We start from the raw sequence: 18,729 nt of genomic DNA on the forward strand, positions 1-18,729 counted from the left end.
TGAAATGATGACCCAAAATATATAGGTTCGGAGAGTCGCGGAGAACTCGAACCTATACTTATATTTTGGCTTTCATTTTAAGAGTAAAAAAAGACTTTATTTTGATTCCTCAATTAGTTCTTTGAATGTTACAGATAAACTGGTATAAAAAATTGTAGTTGTACTTTCAAATCCAGAATCCGTACCGAGAACTAACCATACCTCACCTTTATCATTGGTTCTGGTTGTGTAGTTGGCGAGCTTAGTTTGTATTTCTTCTGTGGGTAAGTAAGGTAATGTCTTTAATCGATAAACAGAATTTGCAGTGTCTACCCCAAATGATCCAATAGTGAGCATATCTTTTCCATCAAGAGCTTGATTTCCTTTATCCAAATTGATTCTGTAATGATTAAGGTCATCCACATATCGAAGGGGTTTATGAGATACAGCTCCAATTTTTACATAAACCGAATCACCCGGGGAGCCTCCTACACCCGTAGAACCATCAGGAGCATTCGAGGCAAATTCTAAAGAAAAACTGACGCGGTAGGTTGTATTAGGTTTTAAATCCTTTACCTTTTTATAAGCATACATGAATAAATCATCACTATGATTATTGCCTGAAATTTTTAATGCATGAAGGGAAGTATTAATTTCATAAGGTAATTTAGCGTCGTTTTTAAATTGAAGTTCAAAGAACTTTTCTTCGCCTTTGGGATAATCAGCGAAAGAAACCTTAAAATTTTCTTTTTTGGAGAAAGTATATTTATAGGATTTTAACTCCGGACTATTTAAAGAAAATCCTGAATAAGAGGTGACTAGAAAAAGAAAAAATAAAACAGGTTTTTTCAAGATTTATCCAATTTCTGGTTGATAATGCTGCATTTTAAAATTAAACCGCCAATAGAGCAATAAAACACTGATGACTGCACCTAATGACATACCCCACCAGAGGCCAATGCCTCCCCATTGCAGAGGAATTGCAAACAAGTAACCTATAGGTAACGCAATTCCCCAAAAGCCAATCATTGAAATGATTAAGGTATAACGTGTATCTTTTAACGCACGTAAAGCGCCAAATAGCGAGATACGGGCTGATTCGAATATTTGAAATACGGCACTAACTGCCAGAAGTTGGATTGCAAAATGTAACATTTCCTGGTTACCAGGATCATGAATATCAAAATCAATAGCGATAAGTAATTTAGGAAAAAACCAATAAATAAGTGCGGCACTAAACATAAAAAATACAGAGGTAAAAGTACCGATATAACCTACATGTTTTGCGCTAATTACATCCCCTTCCCCCAGTAAATGCCCCATGCGTACAGTGATTGCCTGGGCTATTGAAAAAATAATAGACGTCAAAATACATAAATATTGTAATGTGATTTGATTAGCTGCCAACAATTGATTACCCAGTGAACCCATAATTAAAATCAAAACAAAGAAAAAGCCAATTTCAACACAATACATCATTCCTAAAGGAGTCCCAATTTTGAGTAGCTCAATCAAATAGAATGGTTTGACGTAGGTAAAGAGCAGGCGAGTATAGGGTTTATAGTTTTTATTTGTAAAAATATACCAAGAGAAAAATAATACGGTAACCCACAAACCTATAGTTGTACCCCAACCTGCACCTGAAACCCCCATGGCTGGCAAGCCAAATTTTCCAAAAATTAGAGCAAAACTAAACAAAATATTTAAAGAGACATTTAATGCACTAAAGAACAGGGCAAGCCGAGTTTTGCCAAGTCCAATAACAAACTCCATGAGTACCACAGTAATAAAATTCGCGAATAATCCCCATGTAAGTGCATGCAAATAGGATTCAGTCAGTTTCACTAAAGCTTGGTTTTGGCCGAGATATAAGAGCAGGGGAGAAATATGCCAAAAGAAAAAACATGCAGGAATGGTCAAGATACAGGCTAACCAAAATCCATCTCGAAACACTAAAGAAATTCCATGTCTATCTTGAGCACCATGTCGATGAGCTACCAAGACATTAATTGCATTTAATATACCGATAACAATGATGTTAAACGTCCCAAATAGCCAGGCAACCAGTGAGCCTGCTGCTAATGCATCTTGGCTAACATGAGCTAAGAATATAGTTATAAAAAAGTAAACAGAAGATTGCAATAATCCGGTGAGAATTAGTGGAATAGCTAATCTTAATAAGGATTGAAAATTATTTTTAAATGCTCTCACAACTAGTTACTGCCGTAGTTTATCCTTCTCGTTATAGGAAAATTATACGAGAAGAAATTAAATTGATATGCTAAATAACCTAATTATAGTTGTTTACAATGCGTTTACCTAGTACATATCTTTTTCCCTACTTGCAGTGCTTATGCACGGCATCCAGATCGATAGTATATGAAGACAGGAGCTGGATTCCGCACATAAAGCGCGGAACGTAGAGTATTGGATTTTCAGAACCAAGGCATTTTGCTTTTATCTCATGTCTATTAGAGCGTTTTACCTAACAAGTAAGAGAGGTTGCTTTGGCTGATTTAGGACAGTAATCATCATAAAAGCATTTTATGTCTTCATATAGTTCTGTTAATTCTTCTATATCATAAATTTCCTTTTGCGCTCGTTTGTTTAACTCGTCGTATTTTTCGATGTACTCTTCGAAGAGACACTTTATCTCCGAATCATGCATGCGTTTATCTCTTTGAATTGTTACAATAAAATCATCTAATTCAGTTTTTATTCCCTCATATTCATGTTTATTTCCTAGAACTTTCACTTTGGATTCGGATTTATTGAGTGTTTGATACAACAGATAAAATGCAAGGAGTCCGATAGGAATTAAGACAATTAAGCCAAGATAAAAAGCGGCGGGAGGTGTTTCATATTCCTGAGCTTGGCATACAGCCATATCCTGCTCGCTGCAGGCGGCTATAGCTTGGGGCGGCACTGGAGGGACAGGAGGACATACTGACGTTTCATAAGTCCAGTTGGGTTGAACACAATCATCAAATGCAGAGGTTTTTGAGCTCGATTCGAAGAATGATGGACGTAATTGGGAATGGTGATGGGATTTTGACTGCGATGTTCGTGTCGGCAACAATCCCAGTTTTTCCGGTTCTTGTGGTGGTTGCAGACCCTTGAGTTTGTATTGGAATGTGATCCAACGATGCATTGAATCCATCAGTTCATTTAACTCCTGAGCTTGTCCAGCAAGTGTTGCAAAGTCAGTGCTTTTTACTTTATGACCACTTAAATGGCCAATAACATAATTGACTTGCTGTTTTAATGCTTGATTGGTTTTTGCAAGATCGGTTTTTGTTGATGGAAATTGTGCCAAAGTATCTTGATTTTCTATGAATGTGTTTAATTTTTCTTGCTCAGATGTTAACCATTTTTTTAGAAGCGATAAATTTTGTTCTTCGTGAATCGCTTTGTGATAAGCAAGCGTATTTGCATGAATAATTTCTTCTATATGAAAGGATGATTCATCAATAAAATGTTCAATTTGTCTCAATAATAAAGATAGTTGCTCCTTAAATTGAAAAACCGTATACACTTCACCTGCTTGTCCCAAGAGGTCCATTGTTTGCGTAATGACTTTTTGAAATTGGTCGAGCTCATTTAAATCAGTTATCGCTTTGGCATAATGATCTAACACTTTATCTTGCATGTTGATTAACTGGAAATTGGGACAATCTTTAAGCTCTTTACCCGTTAACTGCAAAATAGATATAGGTCTTTCTACGACAGCAGTTGAACTTTTCCCGCATTCTTTTACAGCTTGAGTGGGATAGGCTTTTAAATCTGCCGGCTTATCGATTGCAAAAGTATAAGGGTGAGGATTAACTTGATTCGTATTCAGAGCAAAATGGAGTATTCTGTTGCGTTCAGTAGATAATTGCTCAATGGTTTTGGATAATTCACCAAGGCGATCTCTTAACAATTGAGATTCAATCCTATGCGTTAACTGTGGGTGGATTTCATCATCAATTGTGCTGCGGAAATTAGCTAAAAAGAGTCGATCTGAGCCTGCAAAGGGGGAAATGTTTTTTTCAATAGTACGCACGTAGCGAGTGACATGCTCCAATTGGTCTCTTGTTTGTCTGATATTTGAATTTTGACTTATTCCTTTCAAAATATGATTCAGATCCAATAAGAAAAAATTCATAGGTTGATTTAAATGAGTTTGAGGTAACGCCTGATTCCTTAATAATAAATAATCTCCGGTTCTTTGCATTAAGTCATATAAAGCAGTCCATTGGAGGCGCTGGCTATCAATAGGTTGAACGTGGAAGTCATCTCGGGTTAAAACGTGACGGGTCCTGAATGCATTAGAGTAAAACCAGGAATGTTCATAAACATTGATTAAGGCCTGGGAGTCATCAGCGAACCAGGAGCTTGGGTTCGATAAATAATCTGGATGAATTCCTGAATTACTGCGTGTTTTAAGAATCCAAGTTCTTTGTTCTAATTCTTCCTCAGTATAACAGGATTCTGAATGGACCCAAAAACGAGATTGATGCTGTTGAGACTGATATGAGGTGTAATACTCCCTTTTTTCCTTTGCCATACTTCTCACTCCTTGAGATAGAATAACCTAACGTTATTGTACGGTTGGTAGCTAAATAGAATATTTTTGAACCAATTAATTTGATAACACTCTTTACACAAATATGCAACATTCGCGAAATTGATATTTGCAAATATGGTGCAACATTCTGTTTTTTGTTAAATTACATTTTTAACTTGAACGAGTCACTTATGCCTTCTTTTGATATTGTCTCTGAAACAAATATGGTTGAATTACGTAATGCTGTGGATAACGCTTTGCGTGAGATGGGTACTCGCTTTGATTTTCGAGGAGTAGAGTCAAGTATAGAACTTAAAGATTTGACCGTGACATTACGGGCTGAATCCGACTTTCAGGTCAGACAACTAGAGGATTTATTCCGTAATCACTGCAGTAAACGTAATCTTGATGCTTCTGGAGTGGATATAGAAGATGAACCAGTGCATAGTGGAAAATTTTATTCCTTGAATATGACGTTTAAACAGGGAATAGATCAGCCTACAGCTAAAGACATCGTGAAATGTATTAAAGACTCCAAAGTTAAAGTTCAAGCTTCTATTCAGGGTGATAAAATTCGGGTTACCGGTAAAAAACGTGATGATTTGCAAGAAACAATTGCGCTTTTAAAAAAATCAGATATCAAATTGCCACTGCAGTATGAGAATTTTCGAGATTAGGCCAGTATATGTAGCCTGGGTGAAGGTCTGTAGGACCAAAACCGGGTTCCGCTACGCGCACCCAGGCTACTTTTAATTTACAATTTCATCAATTTTTGCAGAAATCCTCGCTAATAAATAAGAATCATTTTTTGCAAGACTACGGGCTACTTTAAGTTGAGCTACTGCTGCTCTTTTTTGTCCTTCAAGAAGTAAGCACTGAGCCTGGGTAAAATAGGCGTAGCCTTTTTGATGTGATTGCGCTTGGGCTCGAGCTAACTCACGGCATAAAACAAGATCCTGTTTGTATTTCCTGCTGCCTTTAAGCAGGATGCTTGTTGCTTTTTCATGCTGATTTGCAGCCAATAAACCTTGGGCGTATGCCATAAGTGCCGCATAGTTGTCCGGGTAATTTTTTTGTATTTCTTCCAATCGGGAGAGTGCTGCTTTATGTTGGGACAATCCTGTTTCAGTTTGTGCCATAGCAATTTGAAAATACAGATTGTTATTTTGTACCAATAAAGGCGTTAAAATTGCAGCTGCTTTTGCATAATCATTATTATTGATTAAGGCAAGGGCATGACCATATTGGCAAGCATAAGCAGGCGTTTTTTTGTTACATTGATACGCATAATAATCAAGTAACATTTTAGGATCGCGGATGACTGAAGTGCGGATTAATTCTTTAACCAATGGATATTCGGGAGAGTCTATGTATTTTTTGTGCGAAAATTGTGCGGTTCGATTTTCTGATTCAGCGATTCTATCCCCATCAAGAGGGTGAGTGCGTAGAATGGCAGGTACATTTGCAGTGTAATAATAACGAGAGTTTTCCTGCATTTTTTTAAAAAAAGCGGCCATACCTTGAGGGTTATATCCCGCTTTAATCAGCATATCGATTCCAATTCTATCCGCTTCTTTTTCTTTAGAACGGGTAAAATTGATGTTATCTTGGGAAAATCCTGTCATGGCGCCCATCATTCCCGCCATTCCAACCGTGGGATTGATTACACCTAAAGCTGCAGAGGCCAGTATGGTGGCAAGCATAGGAATACGCATTTGTTTTTGATGTTCAATCATCCTGTAGAGATGATGCAAACGCACATGCGCGATCTCATGGGCCATGACTCCCGCAAGTTCACTTTCACTGCTTGTGGTTAAAATAAGCTGTGAATTAATCCCTATATGTCCACCAGGACCTGCAAAGGCGTTGATTTCATTTGATTTCACTATAAAGAAATCAGGTGGTTTAATACGACCCGCATGAGCAAGATTTTTCCCAATACGATTAATGTATTGGCTTGCCAACGGGCTTCGTTCCACACTTTCCGACTGATTAATTTGTTGTACGAATTCTTTTTCTAATTGTTCCAGCTCACTCGTTGAATAGGGGGAAAGCCCCGCAGAGAAAGCGGGGTGAACAAGAAAGGTTGCTAACAGTATCCAACAGATGTTTTTCTTAATTTTCAATTTAATCATTAGGCTACTCAAAAATTGAATAATTTGTTATCATTCACGCATCGTAACGACTCATCTCTTCTCGTTATCCGGAGGCTTGTCCTTGGGAAGACGTCTATTTAGCGCGTGAGCAGTTACCATGCATCTTAGAAAGGTACTAAACAATGCACAAAAAGTTTTTGCTCGCAGCACTTGAACAGGCCCGACTTGGACAAGGCCATTGCGCCCCAAATCCCTGCGTTGGCGCTGTTGCTGTGCAAAATGGAACTATTATAGCACAGGCATGCCATAGAGGTGCAGGGACCCCGCATGCAGAACAATTATTGTTAACACAGATTCCTCCTAAAATGCCAGGGGTTACTCTATATATTTCGCTCGAACCCTGTAATCATTGGGGAAGAACGCCGCCATGTGTCGATGTAATTATTAATCATGGAGTGGAAGAGGTTGTTTTTGCTTATTTAGATCCCAATCCTGTCGTTGCTAAAAATAATTCTTCAGATAAATTACGTGCCCATGGCATAAAGGTAACGTATTATCCTGTCGATGAAATTACAGAATTTTATAAAAGTTACTCCCACTGGACTTCCACCAAAATGCCAAGGGTAACGGTAAAAATAGCACAAACATTGAATGGTAAAATTGGCCGCGCAGTAGGGGAACGTGTTATTTTGTCAAATACCCAATGCGGGGAATTTACACATCAAATGCGTGCTGCAACGGATGTAATTCTTACTACGGCTAGAACAATACAACTGGATAATCCTAAGATGAATGTGCGTTTAGGCCAGAAAGAACAAGCAAAACCAGTTGCAATTATTGATAGACAGTTGGGTCTTAATCAACAATCCCTGATTTTTTCAACAGCAGCTCATTGTCATATATATCATTGTAATGAGCAGGAAGCTTCTTATCCCAATAGTACTTTGTATTTAATGCCCATGAAAAATGGAGCAATGGATTTAGGTGCTGTGATCGGCCATCTGGGGGAGTTGGGGTATCATGATGTTTGGGTTGAAGCCGGAGGCGCTCTTTTTGGTGCGCTGCACCAGGAAAAGTTAGTTCATCGAACTTATTTATATATCGTTCCAAGTATTTTGGAGCACGATGCAATTTCAGCATACCAGCAGAGTGGGATATTTGACCGAGCGCATACTATTTCTTGGCATGCTATGGGTGACAATATGATAGCATGTCTGGATTGGCAGGAGGATTAAATGAACACTGGATCAAATGAGGTCGCGTTATGAAGTATTCATTAGCTACAGTAGAACAGGCAGTGGAAACACTCAAAGCCGGTAAAATGGTTATTTTAATGGATGATGAAGATAGGGAAAATGAAGGAGATCTGGTCGTGGCTGCAGATTATGCAACGCCAGAATCAATTAATTTTATGTCTCGTCATGGTTGTGGATTAATCTGCTTGTCTATGGCTGATGAATTGATTGATAAATTACAATTGCCAATGATGGCGCAAAATAATAAATCACCTTATGGCACAGCATTTACTGTATCCATAGAGGCAGCAGAAGGTGTCTCAACGGGGATTTCAGCTAAAGATAGGGCTCAAACAATTAAAGTCGCAATTAATCCAGAGAGCGGTCCAGCTGATATCATTTCCCCAGGGCATGTTTTTCCCTTACGCGCTAGAAAAAAAGGCGTTTTGGAACGACAAGGTCAAACAGAAGGTAGTGTTGACTTGGCAAGGCTTGCTGGCTTAACTCCGGCTGCGGTGATTTGTGAAATTATTAACGATGATGGTACCATGAGCCGCCGTGATGAATTAGTTTCATTTTCCAAGAAACATAATATTCCTCTGGTTACGATTAAAGATTTGATAGAATATCGAATTCGCCATGAAGTGTTAGTCAGCGCTGCTGCGTCTACACGTATTCCTTTGCAAAATAAAGGTGACTTTAATATGACCGTATTTGCAAACGAACTGGATGATGCAGAACATTTTGCTTTGGTAAAGCCGCCTCTATTTGCGAATCGAGTGCCTTTGGTGCGTATTCATTCGGAATGTATTACAGGTGATATTTTTGGTTCTTGTAAATGCGATTGCGGTCACCAATTGGAAAAATCTTTGGCACTGATTGCTGCTGAAGGTGGTGTTTTAATTTATTTACGCCAGGAAGGACGAGGAATTGGCCTGGCGAATAAGCTAAAAGCTTATGCCTTGCAGGAGCAAGGTTGGGATACTGTTGATGCGAATCATCAACTAGGTCTTCCTGTTGACAGTAGAAATTATGCTATTGCTTATCAAATGCTCAAATATTTTGGTATTGATGCAATAAGGTTATTAACTAATAACCCTTCAAAAATTGCTGCTGTGGATCGTTATGGAATAAAGGTTATGGAAAGAGTGCCTTTAGAAATAGAACCTACTAAGGAAAGTCACAGATATTTAAAAACTAAAAAAGAGAAACTGGGACATTTATTGGCGATAAATTAGGTTCGATATCCTGATTTGATGTAATTCCCAGCTATTGTAGCCTGGGTTAGGCGAAACCTTAACCCGGGTTTTAGAGAACCCTAGGGGCCGCTCTAATTAACTCAGGCTACAATATAACCGATTTTCTATTTTTCTATGAACAGTACTTAATTAGCAGGATACAAGGTCAATTATGACAAATTTTATTTTTATTACAGGTGGAGTGGTATCTTCCTTAGGAAAGGGTATTGCAGCTGCGTCGCTTGCTGCAGTTCTTGAGGCGCGTGGTCTTAAAGTAACATTGATTAAGCTTGATCCCTATATTAACGTTGATCCCGGGACTATGAGCCCATTCCAGCATGGTGAGGTTTTTGTGACCAATGATGGTGCCGAAACGGATCTGGATTTGGGACATTACGAGCGTTTTGTAAATACAACGATGACAAAGCGTAATAATTTTACCTCAGGAAAAATTTATGAAAATGTCATTAAAAAAGAAAGAAGAGGTGATTATTTAGGGGGCACAGTTCAGGTAATCCCCCATATTACTAATGAGATCAAACGATGCATCAAATTAGGTGCCGATGGTTTCGATGTGGCAATGGTTGAAATTGGCGGGACTGTAGGGGACATCGAATCATTACCGTTTCTTGAAGCAATTCGCCAAATGCGCATTGAACTAGGCTCACAAAGAACCTTATTTATCCATTTGACATTAGTGCCTTATATTGCTACTTCGGGTGAGACAAAAACAAAGCCAACGCAACACTCAGTGAAAGAATTACGCTCTATAGGTATCCAACCTGATATTTTGATTTGCCGCTCGGAAAAAGCGTTGCCTATGTCTGATCGCGCTAAAATTGCATTGTTTACCAATGTGGAGAAAGAAGGGGTTATTCCGCTTGAAGATGCGCCAAGTATTTATCAAATTCCAAGAGTATTACATGAGCACGGACTCGATGACATTGTTGTGAAAAAATTGGGTCTCGAGGTAAAACCTGCCGATTTAAGTGAATGGGATCGCGTGGTGGCAATGCGGGCCGTTCAAACCATGACTGTAAAAATTGCCATGGTAGGCAAATATATTGAATTGAATGATGCATATAAATCCATTAATGAGGCTTTGCTGCATGCCGGACTTCATACTCAAACTAAAGTTGAAATTGTTTATTTGGATGCTGAGTTAATTGAAAAACACGGCGCTTCGCTTCTGGAAGGTATCGATGCCATTCTTGTTCCAGGTGGTTTTGGGGAGCGTGGTGTTGAAGGCAAGATTAAAGCAATCCAATATGTTCGAGAGCATAAAGTTCCTTTCCTGGGTATTTGTTTGGGAATGCAAACAGCAGTCATTGAATTTGCCAGGAATGTTGCGGGTTTAAAAGAAGCGAACTCCACTGAATTTAATAAAGATACCCCATATCCTGTACTTGGATTAATTAATGAGTGGATGGATGCAGATGGCTCAAAACAGCTTCGTGATGAACAGGGTGATTTAGGCGGTACAATGCGCTTGGGCGCGCAAATGTGTCAATTGGAAGAAGGTACGCTAGCACGTAAGGTCTATGAAAAGCCACAAATTGTTGAGCGTCATCGTCATCGCTATGAAGTTAATAATAAATATGTTGAAAGCCTGGTGGAGCATGGATTAATTATCTCTGGACGCTCAGCAGATAATTCTTTAGTTGAAATGGTCGAGTTATCGGATCATCCCTGGTTTCTGGCCTGCCAATTTCATCCAGAATTTACATCGACTCCAAGAGCAAGCCATCCATTGTTTAAACAGTTCGTACTTGCTGCTCGTGCGAAACATCAAGGAAAAAATCAAGAATGAAATTATGTGGATTTGAAGTAGGTTTAGATAAACCTTTATTTTTAATTGCAGGACCTTGTGTCATTGAGAGTGAAGAACTGGCTTTGGAAACAGCAGGTTATTTAAAAGAAATATGCAGTCAATTGCAGATTCCTTTTATCTATAAATCCTCGTTTGATAAAGCAAACCGATCTTCTATGTCCAGTTATAGAGGCCCTGGTTTTGAAAAAGGATTGTCCATTTTGGAAAAGGTAAAAAATCAGGTAGGCGTTCCTGTTTTAACTGATGTTCATGAAGACACACCCTTGTTGGAGGTATCCAGTGTGGTTGATGTGTTACAAACCCCGGCCTTTTTATGCAGACAGACCAATTTTATTCAGAAAGTTGCATCAATGAATAAACCGGTTAATATCAAAAAAGGGCAATTTCTCGCTCCGTGGGAAATGAAGCATGTGATTGCCAAGGCAAAAGCATGTGGGAATGAGCAGATTATGGCGTGTGAGCGCGGTGTGAGTTTTGGGTATAATAATTTGGTTTCAGACATGCGTTCTTTAGCCATTATGCGTGAAACTGGATGCCCTGTGGTTTATGACGCGACGCATTCCGTACAATTGCCTGGAGGAAATAACGGTGTCTCTGGAGGGCAACGCGAATTTGTTCCTGTTCTTGCGCGGGCTGCAGTCGCTGCAGGCATTTCGGGTTTATTTATGGAAACCCACCCTGATCCGGATAACGCCTTGAGTGATGGTCCAAACAGCTGGCCTTTGGCTAAAATGAAGCCTTTACTGGAGTCTTTAAAGGCGCTGGATACAGTATATAAAAATACAGGAGAAATTGAGTAATCAATTTCTCTTAATCTACCATGACATAGGCATTATGGGCTATAATATTCTTAGGTAAATTTTTTTCGAGAATATTATGGGTAAGGTTAATAAATGGGATCAGATTAAAGCAAATGCAGAAAAAGAAGCACCAAAGGTAGATATCAAATCTGATCTTGATTTTGATCCAATTGATACTGAAGAAGAATTGAGAAAGATTGAGAAAATGACTCATGATGCAAACGATACTCAACGTGAAATGGAGGTTCTTCGTAACACTTCAGTTGGTGCTCCAGTAAGACTACCAGCACAAATCTCAGGCCAAGAAAATAATTTAGGGGCAGATGATACATCTTTCGAAATTGATGCTCCTAAACCTAATACCCCAAATCCTTAATCATTGCATATTATTCTTATTTGGAGCAGATTTTAATTTCCTGCTATTTCTTAAATTGTGCAGCCATTGTTCTCTATGCTCATTTCCCATATCGGCTTTCTTAGTCACATAGTGCAAAAGATAGATGCCTTGATCATCTTTGAGAAACATTTCCAGCTCATCTTGAACCTGATTTTGAGGTTTTTCTATCCTCATTTCAAGTATTACCCTGTCTTCCGTATCTTCATGGTAATTCACAATAGGCTGGTACCCTAAAGATTTTACATTTTCAACCATGGTATTTGCGAATTGTTTCAGAGTCATTTTTTTCTGCAATCCGGGGAAAAACTGACTTGTAACTAATTCATTCCAATCATTAATATTATCGCCTGCAGGAATGTATTCAATTGTTGTCCCAATTGAATTTTTATTTCCCCACGCCATTTGCCAAGGGCGATCATCAAATACAATGTTTAATTGTTCATAGTTCTTTATTTCAGGATCTACAGTCTGCGTATCAGTTTTTGTTGTATCACAATAAAGAACACCTTTATAGAGGTAGTACTGTATGCATTGAGTATCATTTTTTGGTGTTACTTTAACTAAATTGTCTAAAGAAAAGGAAGCTGCTGATGCGATTGAGCTCATACTAACGAAAGTCCAAAGAAATAGAATCAGTCTGCTGATTTGCTGCATGATGGATCTTTTTTAGGGGGCGTTTATAAAGAATAGCTTATAAATATGAAATAGTTAAAATGAAAATGGTACAGAGTAAACTGTTCCTACGTACCCGCTTTATGCGCGGTATCCATGAGATTTTGCTTTGGCAGCAGCACTCAAAAGTATAGAAAAGTATCGTTCTGGATACTGCGCATAAAGCGCAGTACGTAGGCGAAAAATAGTGAAGGTTTCTTCTGCAGCGTAATATGTTCAGTATAAGAGTTCGGAATATTTGCTCCTATTCTTAGATAACTCCCTGCGTATTTTATATAACTCACTATGTATTTATATAATTCCCTACGTATTTTATATAATTCCCTACGTACCGCGCTTTATGCGCGGTATCCATGAGATTTTGCCTTGGCAACAGCACTCAAAAAGTATAGAAAAGTATCGTTCTGGATACTGCGCATAAAGCGCAGTACGTAGGCGAAAAAATAGAAGGTTTCTGGTTAAATTTTGTGAGGACCTCCCAGGCTTTATGCGCAGTACCCGGGATCTTGCATTAGAAGAGCTCAGTGGTATCTTAAACTATCGTTCTCGATACCGCACATAAAGCGCGGTACGTGGAGAAATTTAAATAAAAAAGTGACGATAGTCAGATTAACAGACTCCAGTGAGTTAAGTAAGTTCGCCCATAGTAGATACCGCATGGTAGCCAGCATCTACATGGACTACTTCACCAGTAATACCCGAAGCGAGATTAGAACATAGAAATGCCGCAGTATTACCGACTTCTTCAATAGTAACATTTCTATGGAGCGGGGTAATGTTGGCATAAGCACTTTGGATTTTACGGAAATCTTTAATTCCTGCAGCAGCAAGCGTTTTGATGGGACCTGCAGATATGGCATTAATACGGATACCTTTAGAGCCTAGGCTTGATGCTAAATAACGTACAGAGGCCTCAAGGCTGGCTTTGGCAACGCCCATAACATTATAGTTGGGTACGGCTTTCTCAGCTCCGTAGTATGTTAACGTTAAAAGAGAACCTTCGGTACCTTCCATCATGGGTAAAGCAGCTTGTGCTAAACCGATTAGACTGTACGCACTGATGTCATGAGCGATTTTAAAACCTTCACGAGTACAGGACTCTACGAAATCGCCACTGATTTGATCGGCTGGGGCATAAGCAACAGAATGGATTAAGATATCCAAATGATCCCAATGCGTGCGAAGATTAGAAAAAAGAGCATTGATTTCTTCATCATAGGCTACGTCGCAGGGAAAAGTCAGTGATGAATTGAATTCTGCTGCCATTGTTTCCACACGCTCTTTCAGCCGTTCATTTTGATAAGTAAATGCTAATTCAGCTCCTTGCTCATGAAATGCTTTGGCAATACCATAAGCAATCGATCTATTGCTGGCCAGACCAATAATGAGTGCCTTTTTACCTGCTAAAAATCCCACCATTCTCTCCTCAAATTAATTAGTGTGTGACGCTAACAATTCACGCATCTTGGCTTGAATCATTTCAATAGCAATCCTGTTTTCTCCTCCGCGAGGAACAATGATGTCAGCGTAGCGACTGGATGGTTCAATAAACTGCAAGTACATAGGACGTACTGTTGTTTCATATTGATGTACTACCGATTCAAAAGTTCTATGCCGTTCAACCACATCTCTTTTTAAACGTCGGGTTAAACATACGTCTAAAGGAGTGGACATAAAAATTCGAATATCCATTATTTCCCGTAATTCTTTATCGCTAAAGAGTAAAATGCCTTCAAGAATAATAATGGCATGTTGGCCAATTGTTCTGGTTTCAGGCAGGCGCATGTGTTTGGAGTGGGAATAAATTGGAATTTCGACAGGTCTTCCATCCCTTAATTGACGTAAATGTTCGCAAAGCAAAGAATGATCAAAAGAATCGGGGTGATCGTAGTTAATTTTTTCTCTTTCAGGGAAAGGCAAATGGCCATTATCTTTATAGTAAGCATCTTCAGAAATAACCACTACTTGTTCTGAGCCAAGCTCATTAACAATGGTATTCGCTAAAAGACTTTTTCCTGATGCAGAAGGGCCAGAAATCCCAATAATTATCGCTTGCTTATTCATGATGATATCGTTAGAAATTTCGTGCAAATACTAAAGCTTTTTTGTGTTAAATTCAATCTTTATATTAGGCTTTACATGCAAAACCACTGGTTTTTAGAGTAATAAAACACACTCATTTCTTTTAATATAAGTTTAGCTGATCTGATAGGCAAACAATGGTTATATTCTATATTATTTCCATAAAGCGGAATCTCATACACTTCGTTGAAAGATCAATCCAGCTCTAGTCTGATATCCCGCCGACAAGCCACGGGACATAGACGAGCTGTGCTCAAGAGACAAGTCAGATTAAATGTCTCTCGATAAAGGCATTTTTAATTAAAAGCCTGTACTACTTCTTGCAAAGGTTGACCCACAGCCGCAGATGGATTTTTTATCATAAGAACAGCGGATAAAGTGGGGGCAATATCTGGAGTGTAAGTCGGTCGAAAAATGCGTTGTGCTTTAAAATCCGGGTGGACGAAAAGAAGAGGGACATAACTGTCATATTGCCAAGGACTTCCATGGGCAACGCGATCGATACTTTTATTACCATAGGATTGATTGGGGGGTTGAATCAGATAAATATCCCCAGACCGATCCGGATAATACATTTTGTCGACCTTAGCACTAAGCCAGTCTTTTTCTATATCAGTAATGGGTAATGCATACGCTTTGAATATTCCGGGTTGCCGGGTTAAAACATGGGCAAGATAATTCTTTACTTCATTAAGTTTCAACTTATGCTGATTTATGACTTGATGATTGAGATAGATGTAAGGCGGTGTAATCGACATTAGAGTTTGCTCTGGAAGTGCATATTGTTCCTTTAATACAGTACGAATGTAGTGCTCCATTTTAAGGATATCAATGGGATTAATTTCATTCATATGATGCGCCTTGAGATAGGTTGGCCCATCATTTACGCCATGATCTGCAGTAAGAACAATAAGGGTATTTTTTAGACCCACTTGTTTATCAATGACTGTAAAAAGATGTGCTAAAGTTTTATCCAATTCCAATAAATTGTCTTCGGACTCAAGACTATTAGGACCAAATTGATGGCCTATCGCATCAACTCCCGAGAAACTTATACCCAAATAATCGGTTTTACCGGCAGATTGTCCTAATCGTTCTTCGGTTAAAAGATGTTCTGCGAAATCTGCAGTTAATTGGTCGGCCTTGGGAGTTCTAGACAAAGATTTAAAAAACTCAGGGCTTGGCGCTTGTGTTACATGGTGTGGAAAACTTTGACCAAAAAGCTCATCTTCATGATGGAAAACAGGTGAATTGGCATTTTGATATTCTGCTTTGGCTCGGCCAAGTATCCAATCATAGTTTTGCGGCTGATAGTTCTCGTTCCACTTCTTAACCCATTGAGGGTATTGCGTATAGTAATAAGTGCTGGTGATAAAACCACCATTGGTTGTATCAAACCAAAAAGCTTTGCCTGCATGACCTGCAAGAGTTATTGCTGAACGATCTTTTAAGGATACCCCATAGGCACGCCCTTTTTGGGAGAGAATGACTTCATCGCTTAAGGTTGAAGTATATAAGTTCTTAGGAGAACGTCCTGGAGTGATAATACGTGTATGAGGTGTATTTAATATATTGGTTTTTAAATCTTCCATGCAATAGACCAGTTGTTGGGATTTTCGGTCATACCACTCATTATTTACGATACCATGTAAGGCTGGAAAACTTCCTGTTGCTACAGTCGCATGCCCTGCGCACGTTGTTGTATTAGCATGAAGATGATGGGTATTATGATAATCAATGGCATGACTTAATAAATAATTAAATCCTCCATGACCAAATTGCTGCTGATGCTGTTGGATTAAATCGCCGCGTAATTGATCAATGACCAGTTGAACAACCAATTTGGGTTGATTGATTTGCGCATAGGTATTTAGGCAGCTTAGAAAAAGAAAAATAAAGTAGATGTATTTTTTCATAACTCATCCTGCAGGACAAAAGTGTAAATTAATCAACAGGGGAGTAAAAAGCAATCAAAATAGGTAAAATTTAAAGGTCTATCCCCAATTTCCTAAGTTTTTCCGTATTGCCTGAAACAGAAAAAAGGTATTCCATCAATCGAGGATATGCTTAGAAATATTACTGTATGTTATTGACTTTAAAGATTAAAAATTAATTAAGCAGTAAAAAGAAAATGCATGACTGGCTTTATGAATTAGTTTAAACTTCCCGTTGGAGTAAATTTTACTAATCCCGATTCATGGAGTTTAAGGAGAGCAGAAATGGGTTTTCAGTATGTTGACTATGATACATTATCGAAGTATATCAGGGAGAGTATAGCAACTGAATTAAAAAGTCATAAACTGGATGCAAAAAATTTACCAAAAGCATTAAGGACTCTTTCTATTAAACATCCTGATCGAGCAATCCAGTGTAGGTATTTACTTGCAGTACTTAATTGTCTTGATAAATCCGGTAACCCAGAAAAGACAAGGATACTCAATGCAGCCGCTTTTTATGTTCGTGAGCAAATTTTTGATAGTTATCAAGGAACTGTAACTGCATTTTTCCTATCTCCTGAGAACAGTACTTTATATAATGCATTAACAACTTCACTCAATCTTACCCTGGAAAATTTCCCCGACTCCAAAGATTTGCTCGATATGTATGAAGCTCTAAGTAAATTTATGCATTCCCATGTATATATAGATTCAGATCCTAGTAAAGGGTACCTGGATTTAAGTAAACAGTCCTTCTCAAGTCAAAAAATTAAGAATTATAAGGTAGAAAAAGTGCTGAAGGACTTGGTTAAAAAAGTGGCAAATTTCACGTTGGAACAGATTGAACAGACTCAAGAAAAACAGTTGAAAGACTCAGATAAAAAAGCAAAGAACCGCATAGGTCTATTTGCAGATAAAACGATTCCCTCAACCCCATCTGAGATTGATGTAGAGCAGGTAGTGATCAGTACACCACCATAATGAGGCTACGAAATTTTGTAGTCTGGATACAGCAAAGCAGGATTTGGGTTATTTGTTTCAAACATCCGAATTCTGCTTGCTGTGCCTAGGTCACATTATAATTGGAGTTCGGATGTTTTCTGCTGCTCTATAGGGTAACCCGACATTGCCCAATCGATAATACCACCATCAACCGAATAAACTTCTTGATACCCTAAATCCATTAAGGATTGTGCAGCAAACAAAGATCGCACTCCACCTTTGCAATGCAAATAAATGGGTTGATCTTTATTGGGGATTGTCGCTGCAATCGACGATGCAATGATGTCTTTAGGAATGTGGAGTGCTCCAGATATATGAAACTCTTGCCACTCTTCCAATTCACGGACGTCAATTAAACAAAGATTGGGATTATTCGCCATCATTTCTTTTAGTTGATGCACATCGATGGTTTTAATATTAGGTTTGGTCATAGCGAACCTCTCTTATAGTCGGTCTTGTAAGTGTGGAGTGATGCAGCAACCAATAAATTGTTGCCGTGATCACACCACCTATTAACGTTGCAAATGCCCAGGTCGCTGCAGAAACCAAAACTGGTTTTTGGCCCATTCGATTCATGTTTCCAGCATCATGGGCGACAGCGCCAGCAAAAATCAAATGTAAAATACCATTGATGAGCATCATGATATATAAAAAAGTTTGTATTTGCGTGGAAAATTGTTGCACTAGCTCGTTGATCATGAATAAGATTCCTTTAGTTTGTTAATGGACTTCTTCGAAAACTCGAATCAATGTTTGTTGGACATTTAAGTCGAACAAAACTTATTCCGTTAGCAATATCATGCAATTAAAAGATTATATTGAGCACAAAAATCTAACTTGCTATATAATAACAGAAAATCAATAAGATCTTTTATTTCTGTGTTAACCTCGGTAACATCATCGAAAAAAAT

Annotated in this window: 17 protein-coding genes; 7 read left to right on the forward strand and 10 right to left on the reverse strand. The window is 38.5% G+C overall.

The features are described 5' to 3' along the window. Positions 1-96 precede the first annotated feature (96 nt). The 3 genes from FOLKNPGA_RS06625 to FOLKNPGA_RS06635 all read right to left on the reverse strand — a co-directional run bounded on the left by FOLKNPGA_RS06625 (position 97) and on the right by FOLKNPGA_RS06635 (position 4,528). Entirely contained in the window at positions 97-831 is a 735-nt protein-coding gene (locus FOLKNPGA_RS06625) for a hypothetical protein (RefSeq protein WP_232890791.1), read from the reverse strand. Positions 832-834: 3 nt separating this feature from the next. Beyond that, entirely contained in the window at positions 835-2,190 is a 1,356-nt protein-coding gene (locus FOLKNPGA_RS06630; RefSeq protein WP_182352261.1) for an MATE family efflux transporter, read from the reverse strand. A gap of 274 nt (positions 2,191-2,464) precedes the next feature. Then, positions 2,465-4,528 carry a hypothetical protein gene (locus FOLKNPGA_RS06635; RefSeq protein ID WP_255666630.1) on the reverse strand — a complete coding sequence of 688 codons (2,064 nt, stop codon included), beginning with the start codon at positions 4,526-4,528 and terminating at the stop codon, positions 2,465-2,467. Positions 4,529-4,719: 191 nt separating this feature from the next. On the opposite strand from FOLKNPGA_RS06635, the gene FOLKNPGA_RS06640 reads away from it, so the two are divergent. Next, positions 4,720-5,205, forward strand: a complete 486-nt coding sequence (locus FOLKNPGA_RS06640) for a YajQ family cyclic di-GMP-binding protein (RefSeq protein ID WP_182352262.1) — start codon at positions 4,720-4,722, stop codon at positions 5,203-5,205. 72 nt (positions 5,206-5,277) lie between these two features. Here FOLKNPGA_RS06640 and FOLKNPGA_RS06645 read toward each other — a convergent pair whose 3' ends face one another. Further along, entirely contained in the window at positions 5,278-6,663 is a 1,386-nt protein-coding gene (locus FOLKNPGA_RS06645; RefSeq protein ID WP_182352264.1) for a M48 family metalloprotease, read from the reverse strand. 143 nt (positions 6,664-6,806) lie between these two features. Here FOLKNPGA_RS06645 and ribD point away from each other — a divergent pair, with 143 nt between their 5' ends. From ribD to FOLKNPGA_RS06670, 5 genes are all read left to right on the forward strand, one after another. Further along, positions 6,807-7,859, forward strand: a complete 1,053-nt coding sequence (ribD, locus tag FOLKNPGA_RS06650; RefSeq protein ID WP_182352266.1) for a bifunctional diaminohydroxyphosphoribosylaminopyrimidine deaminase/5-amino-6-(5-phosphoribosylamino)uracil reductase RibD — start codon at positions 6,807-6,809, stop codon at positions 7,857-7,859. 29 nt (positions 7,860-7,888) lie between these two features. After that, on the forward strand, positions 7,889-9,097 hold the full coding sequence (ribB, locus tag FOLKNPGA_RS06655) for a 3,4-dihydroxy-2-butanone-4-phosphate synthase (protein WP_182352267.1): 1,209 nt from the start codon (positions 7,889-7,891) through the stop codon (positions 9,095-9,097). A 172-nt stretch (positions 9,098-9,269) separates the two neighbouring features. Beyond that, complete coding sequence (locus FOLKNPGA_RS06660; RefSeq protein ID WP_182352268.1) at positions 9,270-10,907, forward strand: CTP synthase; 1,638 nt, start codon at positions 9,270-9,272, stop codon at positions 10,905-10,907. After that, positions 10,904-11,728 carry a 3-deoxy-8-phosphooctulonate synthase gene (gene kdsA / locus FOLKNPGA_RS06665; RefSeq protein ID WP_182352270.1) on the forward strand — a complete coding sequence of 275 codons (825 nt, stop codon included), beginning with the start codon at positions 10,904-10,906 and terminating at the stop codon, positions 11,726-11,728. Before FOLKNPGA_RS06660 ends, kdsA begins: the two co-directional genes overlap by 4 nt. A 76-nt stretch (positions 11,729-11,804) precedes the next feature. Beyond that, the gene (locus FOLKNPGA_RS06670; protein WP_255466064.1) at positions 11,805-12,104 is read left to right on the forward strand and encodes a hypothetical protein; all 300 of its coding nucleotides are present in this window, start codon (positions 11,805-11,807) and stop codon (positions 12,102-12,104) included. Here the strand turns inward: FOLKNPGA_RS06670 and FOLKNPGA_RS06675 are convergent, their stop codons facing one another. The 4 genes from FOLKNPGA_RS06675 to FOLKNPGA_RS06690 form a co-directional block, all read right to left on the reverse strand. Beyond that, positions 12,105-12,731: a hypothetical protein gene (locus tag FOLKNPGA_RS06675; RefSeq protein ID WP_232890795.1), complete on the reverse strand. Its 627-nt coding sequence runs from the start codon at positions 12,729-12,731 to the stop codon at positions 12,105-12,107. Between the two features lie 693 nt (positions 12,732-13,424). Then, the gene (locus FOLKNPGA_RS06680) at positions 13,425-14,216 is read right to left on the reverse strand and encodes an enoyl-ACP reductase (RefSeq protein ID WP_255666631.1); all 792 of its coding nucleotides are present in this window, start codon (positions 14,214-14,216) and stop codon (positions 13,425-13,427) included. Between the two features lie 12 nt (positions 14,217-14,228). Beyond that, positions 14,229-14,861: a uridine kinase gene (udk, locus tag FOLKNPGA_RS06685; RefSeq protein WP_182352273.1), complete on the reverse strand. Its 633-nt coding sequence runs from the start codon at positions 14,859-14,861 to the stop codon at positions 14,229-14,231. Positions 14,862-15,175: 314 nt separating this feature from the next. Then, complete coding sequence (locus FOLKNPGA_RS06690) at positions 15,176-16,795, reverse strand: alkaline phosphatase family protein (protein ID WP_182352275.1); 1,620 nt, start codon at positions 16,793-16,795, stop codon at positions 15,176-15,178. A gap of 303 nt (positions 16,796-17,098) precedes the next feature. On the opposite strand from FOLKNPGA_RS06690, the gene FOLKNPGA_RS06695 reads away from it, so the two are divergent. Next, positions 17,099-17,797 (forward strand): hypothetical protein, encoded by a 699-nt coding sequence (locus tag FOLKNPGA_RS06695; RefSeq protein WP_182352277.1) that lies wholly within the window; start codon positions 17,099-17,101, stop codon positions 17,795-17,797. Between the two features lie 95 nt (positions 17,798-17,892). Here the strand turns inward: FOLKNPGA_RS06695 and FOLKNPGA_RS06700 are convergent, their stop codons facing one another. Together FOLKNPGA_RS06700 and FOLKNPGA_RS06705 are read right to left on the reverse strand one after the other, a co-directional pair. Then, positions 17,893-18,249, reverse strand: a complete 357-nt coding sequence (locus FOLKNPGA_RS06700) for a rhodanese-like domain-containing protein (RefSeq protein WP_182352278.1) — start codon at positions 18,247-18,249, stop codon at positions 17,893-17,895. Beyond that, positions 18,236-18,517 carry a hypothetical protein gene (locus tag FOLKNPGA_RS06705; protein ID WP_182352279.1) on the reverse strand — a complete coding sequence of 94 codons (282 nt, stop codon included), beginning with the start codon at positions 18,515-18,517 and terminating at the stop codon, positions 18,236-18,238. Before FOLKNPGA_RS06705 ends, FOLKNPGA_RS06700 begins: the two co-directional genes overlap by 14 nt. Positions 18,518-18,729: the final 212 nt, after the last annotated feature.

This window comes from Legionella sp. PC1000 (genome assembly GCF_014109805.1).
Lineage (GTDB): Bacteria > Pseudomonadota > Gammaproteobacteria > Legionellales > Legionellaceae > Legionella > Legionella resiliens.

Coding starts and splice junctions, on each gene's coding strand:
- FOLKNPGA_RS06705 (WP_182352279.1), bottom strand. CDS start 18,517: ATGATCAACGAGCTAGTGCAACAATTTTCCACGCAAATACAAACTTTT.
- FOLKNPGA_RS06640 (WP_182352262.1), top strand. CDS start 4,720: ATGCCTTCTTTTGATATTGTCTCTGAAACAAATATGGTTGAATTACGT.
- ribD (WP_182352266.1), top strand. CDS start 6,807: ATGCACAAAAAGTTTTTGCTCGCAGCACTTGAACAGGCCCGACTTGGA.
- udk (WP_182352273.1), bottom strand. CDS start 14,861: ATGAATAAGCAAGCGATAATTATTGGGATTTCTGGCCCTTCTGCATCA.
- FOLKNPGA_RS06690 (WP_182352275.1), bottom strand. CDS start 16,795: ATGAAAAAATACATCTACTTTATTTTTCTTTTTCTAAGCTGCCTAAAT.
- FOLKNPGA_RS06660 (WP_182352268.1), top strand. CDS start 9,270: ATGACAAATTTTATTTTTATTACAGGTGGAGTGGTATCTTCCTTAGGA.
- FOLKNPGA_RS06700 (WP_182352278.1), bottom strand. CDS start 18,249: ATGACCAAACCTAATATTAAAACCATCGATGTGCATCAACTAAAAGAA.
- FOLKNPGA_RS06645 (WP_182352264.1), bottom strand. CDS start 6,663: ATGATTAAATTGAAAATTAAGAAAAACATCTGTTGGATACTGTTAGCA.
- FOLKNPGA_RS06670 (WP_255466064.1), top strand. CDS start 11,805: ATGGGTAAGGTTAATAAATGGGATCAGATTAAAGCAAATGCAGAAAAA.
- FOLKNPGA_RS06675 (WP_232890795.1), bottom strand. CDS start 12,731: ATGAGCTCAATCGCATCAGCAGCTTCCTTTTCTTTAGACAATTTAGTT.
- kdsA (WP_182352270.1), top strand. CDS start 10,904: ATGAAATTATGTGGATTTGAAGTAGGTTTAGATAAACCTTTATTTTTA.
- FOLKNPGA_RS06635 (WP_255666630.1), bottom strand. CDS start 4,528: ATGGCAAAGGAAAAAAGGGAGTATTACACCTCATATCAGTCTCAACAG.
- FOLKNPGA_RS06695 (WP_182352277.1), top strand. CDS start 17,099: ATGGGTTTTCAGTATGTTGACTATGATACATTATCGAAGTATATCAGG.
- FOLKNPGA_RS06680 (WP_255666631.1), bottom strand. CDS start 14,216: ATGGTGGGATTTTTAGCAGGTAAAAAGGCACTCATTATTGGTCTGGCC.
- ribB (WP_182352267.1), top strand. CDS start 7,889: ATGAAGTATTCATTAGCTACAGTAGAACAGGCAGTGGAAACACTCAAA.